This is a genomic window from Pseudomonas sp. RIT-To-2 (assembly GCF_029623465.1).
Classification (GTDB): Bacteria; Pseudomonadota; Gammaproteobacteria; order Pseudomonadales; family Pseudomonadaceae; genus Aquipseudomonas; species Aquipseudomonas silvicola.
This window is the reverse complement of record NZ_JAPYKM010000012.1, coordinates 40217-61807: the sequence shown is the minus strand read 5'-3', so window position 1 is coordinate 61807 and position 21591 is coordinate 40217. Positions and strand designations below refer to the sequence as shown.

At 63.5% G+C, this 21591-nt stretch carries 20 protein-coding genes and 1 riboswitch; of the genes, 10 read left to right on the top strand and 10 right to left on the bottom strand.

The window, feature by feature from the left end:
• Nucleotides 1–265 precede the first annotated feature (265 nt).
• The 4 genes from glpD to QBK88_RS13140 form a co-directional block, all read right to left on the bottom strand.
• On the bottom strand, nucleotides 266–1792 hold the full coding sequence (gene glpD / locus QBK88_RS13155) for a glycerol-3-phosphate dehydrogenase (RefSeq protein WP_277962340.1): 1527 nt from the start codon (nucleotides 1790–1792) through the stop codon (nucleotides 266–268).
• 449 nt (nucleotides 1793–2241) lie between these two features.
• A complete protein-coding gene (locus tag QBK88_RS13150; protein WP_268144719.1) occupies nucleotides 2242–2997 on the bottom strand; it encodes a DeoR/GlpR family transcriptional regulator in 756 nt (251 codons plus the stop codon).
• Between the two features lie 134 nt (nucleotides 2998–3131).
• Nucleotides 3132–4634, bottom strand: a complete 1503-nt coding sequence (gene glpK, locus QBK88_RS13145; protein WP_268144717.1) for a glycerol kinase GlpK — start codon at nucleotides 4632–4634, stop codon at nucleotides 3132–3134.
• A 59-nt stretch (nucleotides 4635–4693) separates the two neighbouring features.
• Nucleotides 4694–5545: an MIP/aquaporin family protein gene (locus tag QBK88_RS13140; RefSeq protein ID WP_277962339.1), complete on the bottom strand. Its 852-nt coding sequence runs from the start codon at nucleotides 5543–5545 to the stop codon at nucleotides 4694–4696.
• A 324-nt stretch (nucleotides 5546–5869) separates the two neighbouring features.
• Here QBK88_RS13140 and ybaK point away from each other — a divergent pair, with 324 nt between their 5' ends.
• On the top strand, nucleotides 5870–6340 hold the full coding sequence (gene ybaK / locus QBK88_RS13135) for a Cys-tRNA(Pro) deacylase (RefSeq protein WP_277962338.1): 471 nt from the start codon (nucleotides 5870–5872) through the stop codon (nucleotides 6338–6340).
• Between the two features lie 4 nt (nucleotides 6341–6344).
• On the opposite strand, the gene QBK88_RS13130 is transcribed toward ybaK, so the two are convergent.
• Nucleotides 6345–7388, bottom strand: a complete 1044-nt coding sequence (locus QBK88_RS13130; protein ID WP_277962337.1) for an ABC transporter ATP-binding protein — start codon at nucleotides 7386–7388, stop codon at nucleotides 6345–6347.
• Nucleotides 7385–8305 carry an ornithine carbamoyltransferase gene (gene argF, locus QBK88_RS13125; RefSeq protein ID WP_277962336.1) on the bottom strand — a complete coding sequence of 307 codons (921 nt, stop codon included), beginning with the start codon at nucleotides 8303–8305 and terminating at the stop codon, nucleotides 7385–7387. Before argF ends, QBK88_RS13130 begins: the two co-directional genes overlap by 4 nt.
• A 377-nt stretch (nucleotides 8306–8682) precedes the next feature.
• Here argF and QBK88_RS13120 point away from each other — a divergent pair, with 377 nt between their 5' ends.
• From QBK88_RS13120 to grxD, 3 genes are all read left to right on the top strand, one after another.
• Nucleotides 8683–8976, top strand: coding sequence for a hypothetical protein (locus QBK88_RS13120; protein WP_277962335.1), 294 nt, complete (start codon nucleotides 8683–8685; stop codon nucleotides 8974–8976).
• 107 nt (nucleotides 8977–9083) lie between these two features.
• Nucleotides 9084–11192 (top strand): molybdopterin oxidoreductase family protein, encoded by a 2109-nt coding sequence (locus tag QBK88_RS13115; RefSeq protein WP_277962334.1) that lies wholly within the window; start codon nucleotides 9084–9086, stop codon nucleotides 11190–11192.
• Between the two features lie 114 nt (nucleotides 11193–11306).
• Nucleotides 11307–11645 (top strand): Grx4 family monothiol glutaredoxin, encoded by a 339-nt coding sequence (grxD, locus tag QBK88_RS13110; protein WP_268144700.1) that lies wholly within the window; start codon nucleotides 11307–11309, stop codon nucleotides 11643–11645.
• Nucleotides 11646–11740: 95 nt separating this feature from the next.
• On the opposite strand, the gene QBK88_RS13105 is transcribed toward grxD, so the two are convergent.
• The 3 genes from QBK88_RS13105 to purM are packed head-to-tail and all read right to left on the bottom strand — an operon-like array spanning nucleotide 11741 to nucleotide 14186.
• A complete protein-coding gene (locus QBK88_RS13105) occupies nucleotides 11741–12451 on the bottom strand; it encodes a DUF3108 domain-containing protein (protein WP_268144698.1) in 711 nt (236 codons plus the stop codon).
• Nucleotides 12452–12459: 8 nt separating this feature from the next.
• Nucleotides 12460–13128, bottom strand: a complete 669-nt coding sequence (gene purN / locus QBK88_RS13100; RefSeq protein ID WP_268144697.1) for a phosphoribosylglycinamide formyltransferase — start codon at nucleotides 13126–13128, stop codon at nucleotides 12460–12462.
• The gene (gene purM, locus QBK88_RS13095; protein WP_277962333.1) at nucleotides 13128–14186 is read right to left on the bottom strand and encodes a phosphoribosylformylglycinamidine cyclo-ligase; all 1059 of its coding nucleotides are present in this window, start codon (nucleotides 14184–14186) and stop codon (nucleotides 13128–13130) included. Before purM ends, purN begins: the two co-directional genes overlap by 1 nt.
• Nucleotides 14187–14497: 311 nt before the next feature.
• On the opposite strand from purM, the gene QBK88_RS13090 reads away from it, so the two are divergent.
• The 6 genes from QBK88_RS13090 to QBK88_RS13065 all read left to right on the top strand — a co-directional run bounded on the left by QBK88_RS13090 (nucleotide 14498) and on the right by QBK88_RS13065 (nucleotide 19704).
• Nucleotides 14498–15550: a DUF2066 domain-containing protein gene (locus QBK88_RS13090; protein WP_277962332.1), complete on the top strand. Its 1053-nt coding sequence runs from the start codon at nucleotides 14498–14500 to the stop codon at nucleotides 15548–15550.
• Between the two features lie 105 nt (nucleotides 15551–15655).
• The gene (locus QBK88_RS13085) at nucleotides 15656–16729 is read left to right on the top strand and encodes an AI-2E family transporter (RefSeq protein ID WP_277962331.1); all 1074 of its coding nucleotides are present in this window, start codon (nucleotides 15656–15658) and stop codon (nucleotides 16727–16729) included.
• Between the two features lie 148 nt (nucleotides 16730–16877).
• Nucleotides 16878–17582 carry a DnaA regulatory inactivator Hda gene (gene hda, locus QBK88_RS13080; RefSeq protein WP_008374391.1) on the top strand — a complete coding sequence of 235 codons (705 nt, stop codon included), beginning with the start codon at nucleotides 16878–16880 and terminating at the stop codon, nucleotides 17580–17582.
• The gene (locus QBK88_RS13075) at nucleotides 17576–18349 is read left to right on the top strand and encodes an NAD-dependent deacylase (protein ID WP_277962330.1); all 774 of its coding nucleotides are present in this window, start codon (nucleotides 17576–17578) and stop codon (nucleotides 18347–18349) included. The genes hda and QBK88_RS13075 overlap by 7 nt, the downstream gene beginning before the upstream one ends.
• Before the next feature lie 67 nt (nucleotides 18350–18416).
• Nucleotides 18417–19052: a C40 family peptidase gene (locus QBK88_RS13070; RefSeq protein ID WP_268144687.1), complete on the top strand. Its 636-nt coding sequence runs from the start codon at nucleotides 18417–18419 to the stop codon at nucleotides 19050–19052.
• Nucleotides 19053–19164: 112 nt separating this feature from the next.
• Nucleotides 19165–19704 carry a C40 family peptidase gene (locus tag QBK88_RS13065; protein ID WP_268144685.1) on the top strand — a complete coding sequence of 180 codons (540 nt, stop codon included), beginning with the start codon at nucleotides 19165–19167 and terminating at the stop codon, nucleotides 19702–19704.
• Between the two features lie 75 nt (nucleotides 19705–19779).
• On the opposite strand, the gene QBK88_RS13060 is transcribed toward QBK88_RS13065, so the two are convergent.
• Nucleotides 19780–21096 (bottom strand): PQQ-dependent sugar dehydrogenase, encoded by a 1317-nt coding sequence (locus tag QBK88_RS13060; protein WP_277962329.1) that lies wholly within the window; start codon nucleotides 21094–21096, stop codon nucleotides 19780–19782.
• A 143-nt stretch (nucleotides 21097–21239) separates the two neighbouring features.
• Nucleotides 21240–21468, top strand: a riboswitch (cobalamin riboswitch).
• Nucleotides 21469–21591 lie beyond the last annotated feature (123 nt).

Sequence of the window (21591 nt, the reverse complement as noted above, 5' to 3'; positions counted from 1 at the left end):
GGTGTGGCTCATTCGTTCAGCAGTCTGTGCTGCTGATTCCGATGGGAAGTGTAGAGCATTAGTCGTGCCAGAACCGGAACGATAGTCCAAGTGGCTGATTGGCAAGGAGATTAATCTTTGGTAACAGCTGTGTGGCGGGGGCAGGTAGTCGGCTGGCCGAATGCTGGCACTTATCCGATTCGGATTTCCGATTTTCCAGTGCAGCGTTAAAACGTCGCTGCCTACCGTGAAACCGGGCGAGGCTCGGTTCCACGGGAAGGGCGGCTCAAGCGGCCTGGGTGTGCACAGCCTTGGCCAGGTAGTCGGCCAGCTTCTGTTGCTCGGCAGGGCTCATGAACAGCCCCAGCTTGCTGCGGCGCCACAGGATGTCGGCAGCGTCCACGGCCCATTCCTCGCGGCACAGGTAATCCACTTCGCGGCTGTACAGGTTGGCGCCCATCAGTTCACCCAGGTCCGCCAGGCTGTCGGCATTTTCCAGCAGCTTCCAGCTGCGCTGGCCATAGGTGATGGACCAGCGCTTGGCCAGGTCTGCCGGCAGCCAGCCATGCTTGGCGACCAGCGCCGCGGCCAGTGCCTGGGGGGTGGTCATCTGTTCGCCGCCAGGCAGGGGCGCCACCGCGGTCCAGCTACCCTTGATGTGCTTGAAGAACGGTGCCAGCTGCGCCATGGCCGATTCCGCCAGCTTGCGGTAGGTGGTCAGCTTGCCACCGAACACCGACAGCAATGGCGCCTCGTCGGCACCGCCGGACAGCGACAAGGTATAGTCGCGGGTCACGGCCGACGGGTTGTCGGACTCGTCGTTGCACAGGGGGCGCACGCCGGAATAGGTGTGCAGGATGTCGCCGCGCTGTACCTGCTTCTTGAAGTGGGCATTGACCACCTTCAGCAGGTAGTCGGTCTCGGCTTCGGTGATGGATACCTTGGCCGGGTCGCCGGTGTATTCGCGGTCGGTGGTGCCGATGATGGTGAACTTTTCCAGGTACGGAATGGTGAAGACGATGCGCTGGTCCTCGTTCTGCAGGATGTGCGCCTGTTCGCCTTCATACAGCTTGGGCACGATCAGGTGGCTGCCCTGGATCAGGCGGATGCCGTAGGGCGACTCCAGCTTGAGGTCATCGCGGATGAACTTCGCCACCCATGGGCCGGCGGCGTTGACCAGCGCCTTGGCGTGCACGGAGAACAGGCTGCCATCGGCGCGCTCCAGGTGCACATGCCACAGGCCCTTGATGCGCCGGGCGTTCAGGCAGCGGGTGCGGGTGTGCAGGTGGGCGCCGTGTTCACGGGCAGACATGGCGTTCAATACCACCAGGCGGGCATCGTCCACCCAGCAGTCGGAGTATTCGAAACCGCGGGTGATCTCGCTTTTCAGCGCGCTGTCGGCGCCGAACTTGAGCGTGCGCGAACCGGCCAGTGTCTCGCGCTTGCCCAGGTGGTCGTACAGGAACAGGCCGGCGCGAATCATCCATGCCGGGCGCAGGTGCGGGCGGTGGGGTAGCACGAAGCGCATCGGTTTGACGATATGCGGCGCCTTGGCCAACAGCACTTCGCGCTCGGCCAGGGCTTCGCGCACCAGGCGGAATTCGTAATGTTCGAGGTAACGCAGGCCGCCATGGATCAGCTTGCTGCTGGCTGACGAAGTGTGGCTGGCCAGGTCATCCTTTTCGCAAAGGAACACCGACAGCCCGCGACCTGCCGCGTCCGCTGCGATACCGACGCCATTGATACCGCCGCCGATCACGACGACATCATAGACTTCAGCGAGGGGAGGGGTGGGCAAGGTGGTATGGGGCATGGCGGCCTCCTACTGTTATTCGAAGTTGAAATCGAACATTGATGTTCATTTTCGAAAATATTAACGCAACAGAGAGGCACAGGCCAGTCGATTTCGATTGAAAAAACTGATCGAATGGTTTTAAAACGAAAACAAGTGAACATTTTAAAACGCCAGGTGCTAGTCGATGTTTGTGCGTGGTATTTGAAATCGAGCGCCGCCCGCGCGGCGCTTCCCGGGCAAGCCCGGTCCCACATCTGTTTCGGCCCAGTTATGCCTGTGACATCACCTGGCCCGCTTGTGCTTTCACCGCAGATTTGGGATGAACAAACAAAGCGGACCAGGCAATGGTCGAGGCATAATTGGCCCGAAGCAGATGTGGGACCGGGCTTGCCCGGGAAGCGCCGCGCGGGCGGCGCGCGGACTCAAGGGCGCAGGTAAACCCCAGCCATGCACCTGGGGGACTGTGCTTAAACCACTTCCAGCCGAATCTTCTGCTGGTTCAGCAACTGCGTCAGCGCTGGCACCGGGGCCTTGTCGGTTACCAGGCAGTCGATCAGGCTGATGGAGCCCAGCCGCACCATGGCGTTGCGGCCGAACTTGCTGGAGTCGGCGGCCAGGATCACCTGGCGGGCGTTGGCGATGATCGCCTGGGAGACGCGCACTTCCTGGTAGTCGAAGTCCAGCAGGCTGCCGTCCTCGTCAATGCCGCTGATGCCCACCAGGGCGAAATCCACCTTGAACTGGCTGATGAAGTCCACGCTCGCCTGGCCCACCACGCCGCCGTCACGACGCACGGTGCCGCCGGCCAGTTGCACTTCGAAATCATCCTTGGCGCTGAGGATGGAGGCCACGTGCAGGTTATTGGTGATGATTTTCAGATGGTTGTGGTTCAGCAGGGCACGCGCGATGGATTCGGTCGTAGTGCCGATATTGATGAACAGCGAAGCATGGTCGGGGATCTGCGCCGCGATGGCTTCGGCGATGCGCTGCTTCTCATCGCGCATCTGGTCGGCGCGCATGGCGTAGGCGGTGTTTTCGATGCTGGAATCGTACGCCGCCCCACCGTGGTAGCGCCGCAGCAGGTTGAGCTCCGCCAACTGATTGATGTCGCGGCGAATGGTCTGCGGGGTAACGATGAACAACTGGGCCATCTCTTCGATGCTGACGTAGCCGCGTTCACGCACCAGTTCGAGGATTTGTTGTTGGCGTGGGGGCAGGTTCATTGGGCTTCCTTCGGCTGCCGGAGCAAAAGGAGCAAGCTTGCAGCCTGAAGCTTCAAGCTGCAAGCCACAAGGTGCCGGTCAGGGCACTTGGGGTATGCAGCTTGGAGCTTGAAGCGTGCAGCTACGATCTGGCCTCAAGCCTCGTCGTGCGGTTCCCAGTCTCGGGTACGGTCCACCGCTTTCTTCCAACCCGCATAAAGCTTCTCTTTCGCCGCTTCATCCAGTTGCGGTTCGAATTGGCGCTCGATCACGGCCTTGCCGCGCAGTTCCTCCAGGCTGCCCCAGAAGCCCACCGCCAGGCCCGCCAGGTAGGCGGCGCCCAAGGCAGTGGTTTCGCGCATTTGCGGGCGTTCTACCTGGGTGCCGAGGATGTCGGCCTGGAACTGCATGAGGAAGTTGTTGGCCACCGCGCCGCCGTCCACCCGCAGGGATTTGAGGCGTTCGCCGGCGTCCTGCTGCATGGCGTCCAGTACGTCACGGGTCTGGTAGGCGATGGACTCCAGGGCGGCACGGATGATGTGGTCCGCCTTGACCCCGCGGGTCAGGCCGAACAATGCGCCACGTGCGTAGGGGTCCCAGTAGGGAGCGCCCAGGCCGGTGAAGGCGGGTACCAGGTACACGCCGTTGCTGTCCTTGACCTTGCTGGCGAAGTATTCGGTGTCGTAAGCGTCGTTGACGATCTTCAGTTCGTCGCGCAGCCATTGCACGGTGGAACCGCCGTTGAATACCGCGCCTTCCAGGGCGTAGGCCACTTTGCCGCGCGGGTCGCAGGCGATGGTAGTGAGCATGCCGTGCTTGGAGGTCACGGCCTTGTCGCCGGTGTTCATCAGCAGGAAGCAACCGGTGCCGTAGGTGTTCTTGGCCTGGCCGGCTTCCACGCACATCTGGCCGAACAGGGCGGCCTGCTGGTCACCGGCGATACCGGCGATGGCGATACCGCTCTTGGTACGGCCGTATTCTTCGGACGACGACTTCACTTGCGGCAGCATTTCACGCGGGATATCCAGCACCTCCAGCATCTTGTCATCCCACTCCAGGGTGTGGATGTTGAAGAGCATAGTGCGCGAGGCGTTGGTGTAGTCGGTGACGTGCACCTTGCCGCCGGAAAATTTCCAGATCAGCCAGGTGTCGACGGTGCCGAACAGCAGCTCGCCGCGGCGGGCGCGTTCGCGGCTGCCTTCGACGTTGTCCAGAATCCACTTGAGCTTGGTGCCGGAGAAGTAGGGGTCGGTGACCAGCCCGGTGGTTTCGCGGATGTAGTCGGCGTGGCCGTCGCGCTTGAGCTGTTCGCAGATCTCGGTGCTGCGTCGGCACTGCCAGACGATGGCGTTGTAGATCGGCGCGCCGGTGGTCTTGTCCCAGACCACGGTGGTCTCGCGCTGGTTGGTGATACCGATGGCGGCGACCTGGTCGTGGTGCAGGCCGGCCTTGGCCAGGGCCTGGACCATCACTGCGCTCTGGGTGGCGAAGATGTCCATGGGGTCATGCTCGACCCAGCCTGGCTGAGGGTAGTGCTGAGTGAACTCGCTCTGGGACGAGCAGACTACGTTTGCGTCGCGGTCGAAGATGATGGCGCGCGAGCTGGTGGTGCCCTGGTCCAGGGCGATGATGTAGTTCTTGTTCTGCGTATCGGTCATGACAGTGGCCTTCGGAAAAGTGAAAAACGGGCGTACGGCTCAAGGTGTTCGGCGCTGGTCTAGGACGCCTGGGCCTTGCTCCCGGTGTTGTCGGTGGCCGCTTCGCTGGCGGTTACGGCGGCGGGCAGGTGCCGGGCCAGCAGGCCACGGTAGATCGCCGCGCCGAGGCAGGCGCCCAGGATCGGGGCGAAGATCGGCACCAGGAAGTACGGAATGTCACGCCCACCGGTAAAGGCTATTTCGCCCCAGCCAGCGAAGAATGTCATCAGCTTGGGGCCGAAATCCCGCGCCGGGTTCATCGCGAAACCGGTCAATGGGCCCATGGAGCTGCCGATCACGGCGATCAGCAAGCCGATCAGCAGCGGTGCCAGCGGGCCGCGGGGCAGGCCATTCTGGTCGTCGCCCAGGGCCATGATCACACCCATCAGGATCGCCGTGATCACCATTTCAACCAGAAAGGCCTGGGCGGTGGACAGCGAAGGGTGCGGGTAGGTGGAGAACACCGAGGCCAGTTCCAGGCTTTCCTGGCTGCCGCGGATCATGTGGTGGGCTTGTTCGTAATCGAAGAACAGGTTGCTGTACAGCGTGTACACCAGGGCGGCCCCGCAGAAGGCGCCGGCGACCTGGGCGATGATGTAGAACGGCAGTTTGCGTTTTTCGAAGCCGGCGAACACGCACAGGGCGATGCTCACGGCCGGGCTCAGGTGTGCGCCGGATACCCCGGCGGTCAGGTAGATCGCCATGCTGACGCCCACCCCCCAGATGATGCTGATTTCCCACAGCCCGAAACTGGCTCCCGCGACCTTGAGCGCCGCCACACAGCCGGTGCCAAAGAAGATCAGGAGGGCGGTTCCGAGAAATTCGGCCATGCACTGGCCGGACAACGCAGGTTGTTGCTGAGCGGTCGTCATCGTTGACACCTTTTTTGTTGTTGTACGGCGCCTTCAGGCGCTCGATTGGGCACCCGGCCGTAATACCCCATTCCGGCCGAATGTGTTGCGTTCGCGAACTGGTCTAGGGTTCACGATATTCAGAAACGAAAAAATATAGACAAGAAATGATTATGTCAAAGGTCGAAAGTGAAAGGTATGGGTCGGGGTGGGGGGCACAGGTATAATTGGCCCGAAACAGATGTAGGAGCGGGCGCAAGCTCGCGAACGCGCTGTGCGGACGGCGCTCGATCCTGAGAACGCTGAAGATCCCAAGCCTTACCCCTCGAATCCAAGGAAGCCCCCATGACCCCCGCCCTGGACCTCCTCAAAAAAGCCCGTGCCGAACACCGCGTGCACAGCTACGAACATGACCCCAAGGCCGCTTCCTATGGCCTGGAAGCCTCGGAAAAGCTGGGCCTGAACCCCGAGCAGGTGTTCAAGACCCTGCTGGCCAGCAGCGAGAAAGGCGAGCTGCTGGTGGCCGTGGTGCCGGTGGCTGGCACCCTGGATCTCAAGGGCCTGGCCCATGCCGCAGGCGTGAAGAAATGCGAAATGGCCGACCCCGCCGCCGCGCAGCGTTCTACCGGTTATCTGCTGGGGGGGATCAGCCCGTTGGGCCAGAAGAAGCGGCTGCGTACCTTTATCGACCAGTCGGCGCAACCGCTGACGACGATGTTCGTCAGCGCCGGCCGGCGCGGCCTGGAGGTAGAGTTGGCACCGGCGCTGTTGGCCGAGCATACCCGCGGTAGCTTCGCCGACATCGGTCGGCCCTGACCCATCAGGCCGCGAACAGTACCAGGTGTTCAGCGGCCACGCGGATGCCGACGGTCTCGCCCGGCTGCGCGTCAAGACGGCTCGGCAGCAGTGCTTCCACCTGGCAGCCACTGTCCAGTCGCAGGTGATACAACGTGCTTGCGCCCTGAAAACACTTGGCGGTGACGCGGGCTTTCAGCGGGCCGTCGGGGGCATGAACGATGCTGTCCGGGCGCAACAGCACGTTCACCGCGCTGCCTTTGGCCCAGGGGTAGGCGGTGGGGGTGTGCAGCTCGCCCAGTTCGGTGTGCACCGAATGCGCGGTATTCAGCGTGCCGCGCAGGAAATAGCCCTGGCCGATGAAACTGGCCACGAAAGGGGTTCGCGGGTGGTGGTACAGGTTGTAGGGCGTGTCCCATTGTTCAAGCCGACCTTGCTGGAACACGCCGACCTTGTCGCTCACCGAAAAGGCTTCCTCCTGGTCGTGCGTGACCAGGATCGCACTGGTGCCGCGGTGCTTGAGAATGCTGCGCACTTCCTGGCTCAACCGCCGACGCAGTTCCACGTCCAGGTTGGAGAAGGGCTCGTCGAGCAGCAGCAATTGCGGTTGCGGCGCCAGCGCGCGGGCCAGGGCCACGCGTTGCTGCTGGCCACCGGACAGCTCGTGGGGGTAGCGCTTGTCCAGCCCCGGCAGGTTCACCAGTTCCAGCATCTCAGCCACCACGGTGGCCTGGCGAGGGTGCTGGCGTATGCCGAACGCGACGTTGTCGGCCACGCTCAGGTGCGGGAACAGAGCGTAGTCCTGGAAAACCATGCCGATTCGACGTTTTTCCGGTGCCAAGGTATAGCCAGCGCGGGAAATGACTTCTGCACCCAGTACCACCTGCCCGTCGTGCACGGGTTCGAAGCCGGCGATGGCACGCAGGGTAGTGGTCTTGCCACACCCCGACGCGCCAAGCAGGCAGCCGATCTCGCCCGCGTGCAGGGCCAGGTCCAGGCCCTGTACCACGGCCTGGCCCTGGTAACCACAGGCCAGTTGGTCGAGAGCCAGCAGCGGTTGCGGGGTCATGCCGGCCGGTAGGCCGGGGCTACCAGGAATTCCAGCAGCGCCTTTTGCGCGTGCAGGCGGTTCTCGGCCTGGTCCCAGGCCACGGCGCGCGGGTCGTCCAGCAAGTCCAGGCTGATCTCCTCGCCGCGGTGCGCAGGCAGGCAGTGCATGAACAGCACATCGTCAGCTGCCAGGTCGAGCAGTTCACGGTTCACCTGGTACGGCGCGAAGGTTTGCAGGCGCCGAGCGGTCTCGTCTTCCTGGCCCATGGAGGTCCAGACATCGGTGCTCACCAGGTGTGCGCCGGCCACCGCTGCTTTCGGGTCGCGTACCACCTCCACGCGGTCGCCGGCCTGCGCCAGGAACTGCGGGTTGGGCTCGAAGCCTTCGGGGCAGGCCACGCGCAGCTGGAAGTCGAACTGAATGGCCGCTTCGATGTAGCTGTTGCACATGTTGTTGCCGTCACCGATCCAGGCCACGGTCTTGCCCTGAATGCTGCCGCGGTGCTCCAGGAACGTCTGCATGTCGGCCAGCAGCTGGCAGGGGTGCAGGTCGTCGGACAGGCCATTGATCACTGGCACGCGCGAGTTGGCGGCGAATTCGGTCAGGGTGCTGTGGGCATAGGTACGGATCATCACCGCGTCGAGCATGCTCGACATGACGATGGCGCAGTCGCCGATCGGCTCGCCACGGCCCAGTTGGGTGTCGCGCGGGGACAGGAAGATGGCCTGGCCGCCGAGCTGGATCATGCCCGCTTCGAAAGACAGGCGGGTACGGGTCGACGATTTCTCGAAGATCATGCCCAGTACCCGATTCTTCAGCGGCTCGAACAGCACGCCGCGGTTACGCAGGTCCTTGACCTCGGTGCCTCGACGGATGACGCTGAGAAGCTCTTCGGGCGTGCAATCCATCAGGGAGAGAAAGTGCCTTGCGCTCATCATTGACTACCTTTTTGCAACGTACCGCAGCACCCATGCTTTTAGCGTTCGAAAAAACGGATGAGGCCTGCGGCGAAAGCCGCACGCGGCGACGAATTTAGGGGAAGGCGCGATCTTATAATTAAATGTCGCGTATTACCAACATGTGTTTCATATTCCGATCATGGGGAGTGTTTCAGCGCGTGTCGCCAGCCGCGATGCTTCCGGGGGCGTCTCACTTTTTACACTGCTGTCGCGCGGCTTGGCAATCGAGCCCGGAATTGTCTAGCGTTAACCCTGTCTCACAGGTTGCAAAGCGTTGGCTGCTGATGCGCTCATTCCGTACACTGCGGGCTTGGGTACTAGACTGTATCTCGACAGATACGCGGAGAGGGTGAATGGATTCCAAAGAACAACAATTGCTCGAGTTGCTGGGCCTCACGGCACGCACGCTCACCCACCTGACGGCGTCGATGACCTCGATGTCGTTCGAGTTGCTGCGCAGCGAAGACGAGGTGGCTGCCGCGGCCGGGCGGCGCATGATCGACCGCATGGCCACCATCAGCGCGGGCCTGGATGAGCACTGGAAGTTGATCGGCGAACTGACGGGCGTGCCCATTGGTCAGGAAGAAGTCGAGACCGTGGTGGAAATCCAGCTGCAGGCACCCCCGCCCGGCCTTACCCACAACTGAGCATCATCGGCTGCCCTGATGGCAGCCGATTCAAGGCACCAAGGCTGCTGGTGCACGCGGTACGATCGTTCCATAGTCAGGTTCCGCTGCCCGGACCGAGACAGGCCATGATCAAGACCCTGCACCACCGCGCGTGTCACCTCTGCGAAGCCATTTGCGGCCTCGCTATCGAGACCCAGGCCGACGAGGCCGGGCACCCGACCATTACCTCGATCAAGGGCGACCCCCTCGATACGTTCAGCCGCGGCCATATCTGCCCCAAGGCCGTGGCCCTGCAGGATATCCAGAACGACCCGGACCGGCTGCGCCAGCCCATGCGCCGCGTGGGCAGCGACTGGCAGGCCATCGGCTGGCAAGAGGCCTTTGACGAGGTGGCGCAGCGCCTGTGGGATATCCAGCAGCGCCATGGCCAGAATGCCGTGGCGATCTACCAGGGCAACCCCAGCGTTCACAACTATGGGCTGATGACCCACGGCAACTACTTCCTCGGCCTGCTCAAGACCCGCAACCGTTTTTCGGCGACGTCGGTGGACCAGTTGCCCCACCACCTTTCAAGCTACCTGATGTATGGCCATGGCTTGCTGCTTCCCATCCCCGACATCGACCACACCGACTTCATGCTGATACTGGGCGGCAACCCCTTGGCCTCCAATGGCAGCATCATGACCGTGCCAGACGTGGAGAAACGCCTGAAGGCCATTCAGGCGCGTGGTGGCAAGGTCGTGGTGGTGGACCCGCGCCGCAGCGAAACCGCGGCCATGGCCGACCAGCACCTGTTCATTCGCCCTGGCGGTGATGCGGCGTTGCTGCTGGGCGTGCTCAATACGCTGTTCGAAGAAGGGCTGGGGCGTGACACCGGGCTGCCCGTGGACGGCCTGGCTGAGGTGCGCCGCGCCGTCGCAGGGTTCAATGCCGAGGCCATGAGCTCGCGTTGTGGTGTGGCGGGCCCCGTCATTCGCCAGTTGGCCCGGGACTTTGCCGCTGCCGACAAGGCCGTCTGCTACGGCCGGATGGGGGTGTCCACTCAGGCATTCGGTACCCTGTGCCACTGGCTGGTGCAATTGATCAACCTGGTCACCGGCAACCTTGACCGGGTGGGCGGGGCGCTGTGTACCACCCCGGCGGTGGACCTGGTGGCCAGCACTGCCGGTGGCCACTTCAACGCCTGGCAAAGCCGCGTTTCGGGCTTGCCGGAATACGGCGGCGAGTTGCCGGTATCGGCCCTGGCCGAGGAAATGCTGGTGGGCGGCGAAGGCCAAGTGCGCGCACTGATCACGGTAGCGGGCAACCCGGTGCTGTCCACACCCAATGGCCGGCAGTTGGAACAGGCCCTGGATGGCCTGGAGTTCATGCTCAGCATCGACCTGTACATCAACGAAACCACGCGCTATGCCGACCTGATCCTGCCGTCGACTTCGGCGCTGGAAAACGACCACTACGACACCACCTTCAACCTGTTCGCGGTGCGCAATGTCAGCCGTTTCAACCGCGCTATCCTGCCAAAACCCGAGGGGGCGCTGCATGACTGGGAGATCTTCGTGGGCCTGGCCGAGGCGTTCGCCGCCCTGTCCGGCAAGGCGCTCAAACCGACGCTGCCGCCTGCGCAATTGATCGAGCGCGGGTTGCGCGCCGGGCCCTGGGGGGATGGCAGCGAGGTGGGGTTGTCGCTGGCAACGCTGGCCGAACACCCTCATGGTCTTGATCTGGGACCTTTGCAGCCTAACCTGGCGGCCCGGCTCAAGACCCCTGGCCAGCGCATTCAGGCGGCGCCGCCGTTGCTGATGGCCGACCTGCAGCGCTTTGCCGAGCAGGCGCCACCCGCCATCGATGAGTTGGTGATGGTGGGGCGCCGGCATGTACGCAGCAACAATTCGTGGATGCACAACTACCACCGCCTGGTGAAAGGCAAGCCACGCCACCAGTTGCTGATGCACCCCGACGACCTGGCCAGCCGCGGCTTGCTGGACGGCCAGCAGGTACGTGTCACCTCGCGGGTGGGCAGTATCGAGGTGCAGGTGCTGGGCAGCAGCGAAATGATGCCAGGGGTGGTGAGCCTGCCCCATGGCTTCGGCCACGGCCGCCATGGGGTACGGCTGGGTATCGCGCAGGCTCAGGCGGGGGCCAGCGCCAATGACCTCACGGACGAGCGGTTGATGGATCGGCTGTCGGGCAATGCCGCGCTCAACGGCGTGCCGGTGCGCGTCGTCGCGGCCTGAGTCGGGTGCGGGAGCCGCGCTGGCCGCGACAGAGGCCGAGCGCAGCGCTCGGGTTTCCGTTACAATGCGTCACCGTGTCGACCTATGAGTCGGAAAGCTAAGCCGAGGTGCTCCATGGATATCATCGAAACGATTAAAGAGCAGATTGCCAACAACACCATTCTGCTTTACATGAAAGGTTCGCCGAACGCCCCGCAGTGCGGCTTCTCGTCGAAGGCGTCGCAATGCGTGATGCAGTGCGGCGAGAAATTCGCGTATGTGGATATCCTGCAGAACCCGGAAATCCGCGCCAACCTGCCGAAATACGCCAACTGGCCGACTTTCCCACAGCTGTGGGTGGGCGGTGAGCTGGTCGGCGGCAGCGATATCGTGGCTGAAATGTTCGCCAACGGTGAACTGCAGACGCTGATCAAGGCGGCTGCCGAGAAGGCCAAGGCCGGCGAAAACGCCTGATTGCCCTGCGCCCCAGCAAAAAGCCCCGCTGTCGTGAGACAGCGGGGCTTTTTGCTGGAAGTGTGGACGCTGGCAAGCCAGCGCCCGCGGGAGGGTCAGTTGCCTTTCACGGCGCGGCCGTCAACAGTGCCGTCCTGCAGCATGATGTTGTATTCCTTGCCGTCGGTCTCGACCTGTTGCAGGCGAACCAGCAGGTAGTCCCAGTCCTTGGCGAACCACAGCACGGTGGTGCGCTTGTTCTGCGTGGGGTCGCGCACGCGCTCGACCTTGATGGCGTCGACCTGGCCGGCCTTGGTGTCGACCTTCTCGGTACCCAGGACGCGGAAATCGTAGGTGTCGACGTCGTCGCCGTCCACCACCTGGTAGCTCATGCTCTTCTTGCCAGCGGCAACGTCACGTTGCAACACCAGCTGGTAGGTCGACTTGTCGACCATGCCACGGTTGAGCGGGACTTTCACCGCGTCGCCACGGTCGGTGCCGGTCACCACTTTCTGCGACCAGTCGAAGTCCAGGTCGGTCTTCTTTGGCTTGCCCAGGCCGCCACGTTCGAAGTGGTAGGTCTTGGGCAGCAGGGTGTCCTTGTCGACGGTGAGGGTGCTTTCCTCGGTGAGGCTGGCAATCATCATCGACGCCTTGAAGCTCAGGGTCCAGGTGTCATTGGCACCCTTTTCCAGGCTGCGCGAAGCAGTGCCGCTCATGGGCAACTGTTTCCAGTCGGCGGTGTAGCTGGCGGTGAAAGGCTTGAGTTCGGCGGCGTGGACCGGCAAAGCCAGCAACGCAGCGCAGAACAGCAGGGCACGACGCATAAAATCTCCTAGGGTCGAATCAAGTGACCGCTGGCCCCGAGGGCCTGGCCGTCCAATAATGCACCGCTGGCGTCCAGACGCAAGCGGCCTTCGGCGAACCAGCGCACGGCCAATGGGTAGATCTGGTGTTCCCGGGCATGAACCCGCTGCGCCAGCGTGGCCGGCGTATCGTCCGACTGTACCGGGATTACTGCCTGTACGACCAGTGGTCCGCCATCGAGTTCCTCGGTGACGAAGTGCACACTGCAGCCGTGCTCGGTGTCACCCGCCTCGATGGCGCGCTGGTGAGTGTGCAGGCCTTTGTACCTGGGCAGCAGGGAAGGGTGGATGTTCAGCAGGCGCCCCTGGTAGTGGCGCACGAAGCTGCCGCTGAGGATGCGCATGAAGCCGGCCAGCACCACCAGGTCGGGGGCGTAGCCATCGATCAGTTCGACCAGCGCGGCATCGAAGGCTTCGCGGCCTTCGAATGCCTGGTGGTCCAGCACGGCGGCAGGGATGCCGGCGTGGCGGGCGCGTTCCAGGCCGTAGGCGTCGGCGCGGTTGGAGATCACCGCGCAGATGCGCGCCGGGTTTGCCCCGGCGTCCTGGTTCACGCTGTCGATCAGGGCCTGCAGGTTGCTGCCGGTGCCGGAAAGCAGCACCACTACGTTACAGCGTGCGGGCGTCTGGTCGTGCATCAGTGTGCCTTGAGGTTCTTCAGCTCTACCTGGGCGGCGCCTTCGGCGGCCACGCCGATCTGGCCAATGACCCATGGCTGCTCGCCAGCGTCACGCAGGGTCTCGAGGGCCACTTCAACGTGTTCCTGGGCCACGCAGATGACCATGCCCACGCCGCAGTTCAGCACGCGGTGCATTTCGTGCTCGTCCACGTTGCCTTTTTCCTGCAGCCAGTCGAAGACCGCCGGGCGCTGCCAGCTGGCCACGTCGACCACGGCCTGGGCGCCTTTTGGCAGAACGCGCGGAATGTTGTCCAGCAGGCCGCCACCGGTGATGTGGGCCATGGCCTTGACGGCGCCGGTGTCCTTGATCAGCTTGAGCAGCGGCTTGACGTAGATGCGGGTCGGGGCCATCAGCAGGTCGGTCAGCGGCAGGCCGTCGAGCTGAGTGTTCTCGATGTCGGCGCCGGAGACTTCGATGATCTTGCGGATCAGCGAGTAGCCGTTGGAGTGCGGGCCGGACGACGGCAGGGCGAGCAGGGCGTCGCCAGCGGCTACCTTGGAGCCGTCGATGATCTCGGCCTTCTCGACCACACCCACGCAGAAGCCGGCCAGGTCGTAGTCTTCGCCCTCGTACATGCCTGGCATTTCAGCGGTTTCACCACCTACCAGCGAGCAACCCGACAGTTCGCAGCCGGCGCCGATGCCGGTGACCACCTGGGCAGCGGTGTCGACGTTGAGCTTGCCAGTGGCGTAGTAGTCCAGGAAGAACAGCGGCTCGGCGCCGCAGACCACCAGGTCGTTCACGCACATGGCCACCAGGTCGATGCCGATGCTGTCGTGCTTGTTCAGGTTCAGGGCCAGGCGCAGCTTGGTGCCCACGCCGTCGGTGCCCGACACCAGGACAGGCTGCTTGTAGCCGGCCGGGATTTCACAGAGGGCGCCAAAACCGCCCAGGCCGCCCATGACTTCAGGACGCGCAGTACGCTTGGCGACGCTCTTGATGCGTTCGACCAATGCTTCACCGGCGTCGATGTCTACACCGGCGTCCTTGTAGCTCAGGGAGGGTTGCTTGCTCATGATCCAGGCCTTTAGAGGGAGGGATTCGAAAAATCGACCAGGCGCGATGGGCTGCCCGGAAATACCGTTGCCGGGTATTTCCAATCGGCCAACCGTCGTTGGTCTGCGAAGGCGCGCGATTTTATCAGGCTTGCCCCTGTGCGGCCATCCTCAGGCCGACGGGCAGGGCCAAAATTAATGCAGGCACCGCTCTTGCGCGCCCGACAGGCTATAGTAGGCCCATTACGAAAACTTCAATGGGCGGCGTGAATGTTTTGGCCGAAACTGTGGTCACAAGCCTCAGTCCGCTTATTGTTCGTCGGGAATCCTTCATGCGTTTGTCTCATTACCTGTTAGTCGGTTGCCTGTCAGCCGTTGCCCTGGCCGCTCATGCCGAAACCATCAACAACCTGTACCAGGTTCGCGAGGCCGTGAACGGGCAGACGCCAGAAGAGCGCGATGCCGCCACCCAGCGCGCCCTCGACACCCTGGTGCTGCGCCTGACCGGTGACCCCAAGGCCCTGAGCGCCGGTGGCCTGGCCGCCGTGCGCAAGGACCCGCAACAGATCATCAGCCAGTACGGCTTCGAAGCCGGCCCGCCGGAAAGCCTGCGGGTGGACTTCGACCCGGCCAGCACCGACAAGATGCTGCGCCAGGCTGGCCTGTCCAGCTGGGGCAACAACCGCCCGGCCCTGTTGGCGTGGTGGCTGAACGAAGGCACCGACGGCGCCAACCTGGTCGGCGACGGCCAGCCCACCGCCGAGCCGGTGCGCCGCGCCGCCCAACACCGTGGCCTGCCGGTGCGCCTGCCCCTGGCGGACCTGGGTGAGCAGGCCCTCGGTACCGCCAAAACCCTGGACGGCAGCGACCCCGCCGCGCTACGTGCCGCCTCCGAGCGCTACGGCGCCGACGGCCTGCTGGCGGTGCACGCCAGGCAGGACGGCGGCAAGTGGAGCGCCCAATGGCACCTGTACCTGGGTGACCGCCCGGAGCAGGGCAAGGTCGAGGGCGCCGACCAGGCCGCCGTGGCCGATGCTGTGCTGCTGGCCGTCAGCGAGCGCCTGGCGCCACGCTATGTGGTCAAGTCCACCGGGGCCACCGGCGACATGACGTTGCAGGTCGAAGGCATGACCCTGGAGCATTACGCCGCCCTCGGCCGCCTGCTTGAGCCCTTCGGCGGCCAGCTGAAATCCGTCGATGGCGACAAGGTGATCTACAAGGTGTCCGGCAGCAGCGATCAGCTGCGCGCACAACTGGCCCTGGGCAAACTCAGCGAACTGCCGCCCGAGCCTGCACCGGTCGTTGCGACCCAGCCGGTCGTACCTGGCGCCGCGCCGGCCGCACCACCGCCTCAACCCTCCAGCGGCCTGCGGTTCCACTGGTAGGCCTGAAGGTAGCTCCAGGTTTCAAGCTGCAAGCTGCAAGTAAAAGCCGAAGACCTGACACATCGCTTGAAGCTTGCAGTTGCCCCTCTATATATAGGTGTTTCGATGACTGACATGCGTCGCTGGGTCTGGGCGGGGGCTTTGCTCCTGCTCTGTCTGTTCGTGTATTTCCTGCACCCCATCCTTTCACCGTTCCTGGTAGCGATGGTGCTGGCCTACATGGCCGACCCGCTGGTGGACCGCCTGGAGAAGCTCGGGCTGTCGCGCACCTGGGGTGTGGTCGTGGTCTTCGCGCTGTTCACCCTGGTGTTCATGATCGCCCTGCTGGTCCTGGTGCCCCTGCTGGCCAAGCAGTTCGTGCGCCTTTATGAATTGGCCCCGCAAGTGCTGGACTGGCTGCAGCACGTGGCCATGCCGTGGGTGCAGGCCAAGCTGGGGCTGGCTGACGGTTTCTGGAAGTTCGACAAGATCAAGGCTGCCATCAGCGAGCACATGGGGCAAACCACCGACATCGTCAGCATGGTGCTGAGCCAGGCCACGGCGTCGAGCCTGGCGCTGATCGGCTGGCTGACCAACCTGGCGTTGATCCCGGTGGTGGGGTTCTACCTGCTGCGCGACTGGGACATCATGATGGCCAAGATCCGCAGCCTGTTGCCACGCCACCGTGAGGGCAAGATCGTCGCCCTGGCCGGGGAGTGCCATGAAGTGCTGGGAGCATTCGTGCGCGGGCAGTTGTTGGTGATGCTGGCGCTGGGCGTCATCTATGCCGCCGGCCTGATGCTGGTGGGCGTGGAACTGGGGCTGTTGATCGGCCTGATGGCCGGGTTGGCCGCCATCGTGCCGTATATGGGTTTCATCACCGGCATCAGTGCAGCGATGATCACCGGGCTGTTCCAGTTCGGCGCCGACCCCTATCCGTTGATGGGCATCGCCGCAGTGTTCCTGGTGGGCCAGATGCTGGAAGGCATGGTGCTGACGCCGTTGCTGGTCGGCGACAAGATCGGCATGCACCCGGTGGCGGTCATTTTCGCCATTCTCGCCGGGGGCGAGCTGTTCGGCTTCGCCGGCGTGCTGCTGGCCCTGCCGGTGGCGGCGGTGATCATGGTGCTGCTGCGCCATGCCCATGATCTGTATAAGGAATCGGACATCTACGGCGGGCAGGAAGACCCTGACCTGTAAAGCCCAGGATCAGCCGCCGGGTGCAAAAATGATCGCAAACCTTTGATTTTGCTTGTGGTCTGTTGCATTGTGCGCCCGGCGTCACGGGTATAAACTTTGCTAACTTCACACAGAGGCCCCTTGCGGTTCGCCAGAACCGTCAGCCAGCATGAAACCGATTCAGCTGCCCCTAGGTGTGCGTCTGCGTGATGACGCTACCTTCATCAATTACTATCCAGGCGCCAATGCCGCTGCACTCGGCTATGTCGAGCGCCTGTGCGAAGCCGACGCTGGCTGGACCGAAAGCCTGATCTACCTGTGGGGCAAGCAGGGCGTGGGTCGTACCCACCTGCTGCAAGCTGCTTGCCTGCGCTTCGAGCAGATGGGGGAGCCGGCGGTTTATTTGCCTCTGGCGCAGTTGCTTGACCGTGGCGTGGAGATCCTCGATTACCTGGAGCAGTACGAACTGGTGTGCCTGGACGACCTGCAGGTCATCGCCGGCAAGCCGGAGTGGGAAGAGGCCATGTTCCACCTGTTCAACCGCTTGCGCGACAGCGGCCGGCGGCTGCTGATCGCCGCCTCCCACTCGCCTCGCGAGCTGGCGGTAAAGCTTCCGGACCTGAAGTCGCGCCTGACCATGGCGCTGATCTTCCAGATGCGCCCCCTGTCCGACGAAGACAAACTGCGCGCCTTGCAACTGCGGGCTTCGCGCCGTGGCTTGCACCTGACCGATGAGGTCGGGCACTTCATTCTCACCCGTGGCACCCGCAGCATGAGCGCCCTGTTCGACCTGCTGGAGCGCCTGGACCAGGCCTCGCTGCAGGCCCAGCGCAAGCTGACCATTCCGTTTCTCAAGGAAACCCTGGGTTGGTAGACCCGCGGCTGCTGGCCCGCGCCGGCGCCGCGCTGCGTGAAGCCGAGCGCATCCTGGTGATCACCGGGGCGGGGTTGTCGGCCGATTCGGGGTTGCCGACCTATCGTGGGCTGGGTGGTCTCTACAACGGTGTCACCGCCGAAGGCATGCCGATCGAGAAGGCGCTGTCCGGGCCCATGCTGGAGCGTGACCCGGCATTGTGCTGGAAATACCTGGCGCAACTGGGACGTGCCTGCCTGGATGCCAAACCCAACGCTGCCCATGAGGCCATCGCGCGGTTGCAGCAAGCCAAGCCCGAGTGCTGGCTTTTGACCCAAAATATCGATGGTTATCACCGTCTGGCCGGAAGTCCCGACGAACGGCTAATAGAAATTCACGGGCAATTGGCGCCACTGTTTTGTCGAGCCTGTGGCGCTGTCAGCGATGATTTGGCTGGCGTGCTTGGTCAACCCCTGCCTCCGCGCTGCAAGGGCTGTAACGGCGTTTTACGGCCGCCTGTGGTGCTGTTTGAGGAAATGTTGCCCCAGGGAGCGATTGAGGCGCTGTATCAGCAGATGGGGAAGGGTTTCGACGCAGTGCTGGTGATTGGCACCACCGCCAGCTTTCCCTACATTCACGCCCCCATCGCTGAAACCCGCGCCGCTGGCGGGTTTGCCATTGAGATCAACCCCTTGCGAAGCGGGCTATCTGCCAGCATGGACGTGTTTTTCGAGAGCAGGGCGTTAGAAGTCATGCCGAAACTGATGAGTCACATTTTTTTCGATTGAATTTGCAAATGGAATTGATAGAAGGCATAGTCGCGTCTTCTTAACTATCACAGACACGGTCGTGCCCATGCTAAAGCGCTTCGCACCCCTCGTGCCCCTCGCACTCGTGACCCTGCTTTTTGGCTGCGCGGCGCATTCGCCGGTATCGCAGCAACAGGCTCTCAACCCGGTGACTCCCCAGTCCCAGGCCCAAGCGAAAGCTGTAACCCTGAATTTCCATGAAGAAGAGCTGGACACCGAAAAGGAACTGGCCGACTTCTCCGACAGCAGCAAGCCGTACCAGATGCCCATGCTGGCTGACAGCATCCTGGAGCGTGGCAAGTCGCTGATCGGCACCCGCTATCGCACCGGCGGTTCCACTGAGTCGGGCTTCGACTGCAGCGGTTTCATTGGTTACCTGTTCCGCGAAGAGGCCGGCATGACCCTGCCGCGTTCCACGCGTGACATGATCAACGTGAACGCCCCGCTGGTAGCCCGCAACAACCTCAAGCCCGGTGACCTGCTGTTCTTCAGCACCCGCGGCCGTGGCCGTGTGAGCCACGCCGGGATTTACCTGGGCGACGACCAGTTCATTCACTCCAGCAGCCACCGCAGCGGTGGGGTGCGCATCGACAGCCTGGATGACGCCTACTGGAGAAAAACCTTTATCGAAGCCAAGCGTGCCTTGGCCATGGCGCCGACCACGACTATCTCGCGCAAGTAAGCAGTCTGGGCGGTATTCGCGGCGGCGACCCACTGAAAAGTGTGTCGCCGTTGCGCGTTTTCGGGTTTACAAACTAGTCTTCAACGGCAGTTGAATCAGGATGGTTCTGTTTATGTCGCTTACGGCCCGTTTCGCGCCATTATTGATTGCAGGCCTGCTCAGTGCCTGCGCCAGTCACACGCCGCCACCTGCGCCCGCGCCGGTGTACGCGCCTTTTGTGGCAGCCCCTCAGCAACCCCTGTCACCCGAAGCCGATGATGTGCTGATGCGGGCCATTGGCCTGGTAGGCACACCCTATCGCTGGGGCGGCAACACCCCCGATTCCGGTTTCGACTGCAGTGGCCTGATCGCTTACGTCTATCGCGATGCGGCGGGCATCAGCCTGCCGCGCTCGACCCGCGAGATGATCACCATGCGCGCACCGGATGTCAGCAAGGACGCCTTGCAGTCCGGGGACCTGATCTTCTTCGCTACCGAGGGTGGCTCCCATGTGAGCCATGCCGGTATCTATGTAGGGGAAGGGCGCTTCGTCCATGCGCCGGCCACCGGTGGCACGGTGAAGCTCGATTACCTCAACAAGCCCTATTGGCAGCGCGCCTACCTGAATGCCAAGCGGGTATTGCAGCCCTCAAGCCTGGCGCACAACCCTTGAGCCCGGTGTGCAATCACCCGGCAGGCCCTGGCGAACCAGCGCCTGCGGGGGCATCGGCCTTGAATGTTCGGGGGGCTACTTCGCTGCGGTCACCCGCCACACCTTGTTGCCCACATCATCGGCCACCAGCACACCCCCCTTGTGATCCTCGGTGATGCCTACCGGGCGGCCCATGGCTTCTTCCTTGTCGTTCAGAAACCCGGTCAGCACGTCCACCGGCGGCCCGCTGGGCCGGCCATCGGCGAACGGCACGAAGATCACCTTGTAGCCACTGTGCGGCTTGCGGTTCCACGAACCGTGCTGGCTCACGTAGGCGCCGTGGTTGAACGGGGCCGACAAGCCACCGCTGGTGCTGGCGAAGGTAAACCCGATAGAGGCGGTGTGCGGGCCCACGGCGTAGTCCGGGGCAATGGCCTTGGCCACTAGATCCGGGTTCTGTGGGCTGACGCGGCTGTCCACGTGCTGGCCGTAGTAGCTGAATGGCCAGCCGTAGAAACCGCCGTCCTTTACCGAGGTGATGTAGTCCGGCACCAGGTCGCTGCCGATCTCGTCGCGTTCGTTCACCGATGTCCACAGCTGCCCGGTCTGGGGTTCGAAGCCCATGCCATTGGGGTTGCGCAGGCCAGAGGCGTAAATGCGGTGCTCACCGGTGGCGCGGTCCACTTCCCAGATCGCGGCGCGGCCTTCTTCCTTGTCCAGGCCGTTCTCGCCCACGTTGCTGTTGGAGCCCACGGTCACGTACAGTTTGTTGCCGGAGGGGCTGGCGATGACGTTCTTGGTCCAGTGGTGGTTGAGCGTGCCACCCGGCAGGTCGGTTACCTTGGTGCCCGGGCCGCTGATGCTGGTGGCCCCGGTGTCGTAGTGGAAGCGCAGCAGGGCATCGGTATCGGCGACGTAGAGGTCGCTACCCACCAGCGTCATGCCGAACGGCGAGTTGAGGTTGGCGATGAATACCGTGCGGGTCTCCGCCACGCCGTCGCCGTCCTTGTCGCGCAGCAGCGTGATGCGGTTGGCGCTGGGTACCCCGGCGCCAGCCTTGCCCATGACCTTGTTCATCACCCAGCCCCTGACGCCCTTGCTGTCATCGGGCTTGGGTGGCGCATTGGTCTCGGCCACCAGCACATCGCCGTTGGGCAGCACGTAGAGCCAGCGCGGGTGGTCCAGACCCTCGGCGAACGCGGCCACCTGGGTGCCGCGGGCGGGCTGGGGTTTTTCGTTGGCCGGCCAGCCAACGGCGTCGGCGATGTTCACCGTGGGGATCAGGGTCTTGTTGGGTTCCGGCAAGCGCGGGTGCGGGCCGGTACCGTCCGAAACCTTGAGGGTGGAGGACTCGCCACAGGCCAGCAGGGCGCTGGAGGCGAAGATGAGCAGGGCCAGGCGGGTCTTGTGCATTGTCGTTGTCTCGCTAAGGCGCATTTGTCTGCAGTAGAGGCCGGGGGCGGCACGGTGGTTCCGGGGTATTTGTGCAAACCCAGGCCGCGCGCCGGCAAGTCACTTCGGCAGCTTTGATTGACGCTCCACCCCCAACCCTCTAACCTTCGCGACGTGTTTCAGGTGCCCGGCGGCCAAACGGCCGGCAGGGTGAAACAGGGAAGCCGGTGGGGCGCCTTCGGGTGCGTGAACCCGGCGCTGCCCCCGCAACGGTAAATGAGTCAAGGCTGCGCACGGCGCCACTGAACCCCGGCGGTTCGGGAAGGCGCGTGGCCGGGGTGTTCTTGCCCCCCGCTCATGAGCCCGGAGACCGGCCTGCAACCCTTCTCGGCAAAGCTGCGGCCTTGCCAGTCCATTTTGTTCTGTCGCGCGGGTGAGAGCGGCATTGACGAGTCTCGCTGCGCCCGGCTGGGCGGCGGCTTTTCGTCGATGCTACCTGCGCGCAGGTGTAGCGGA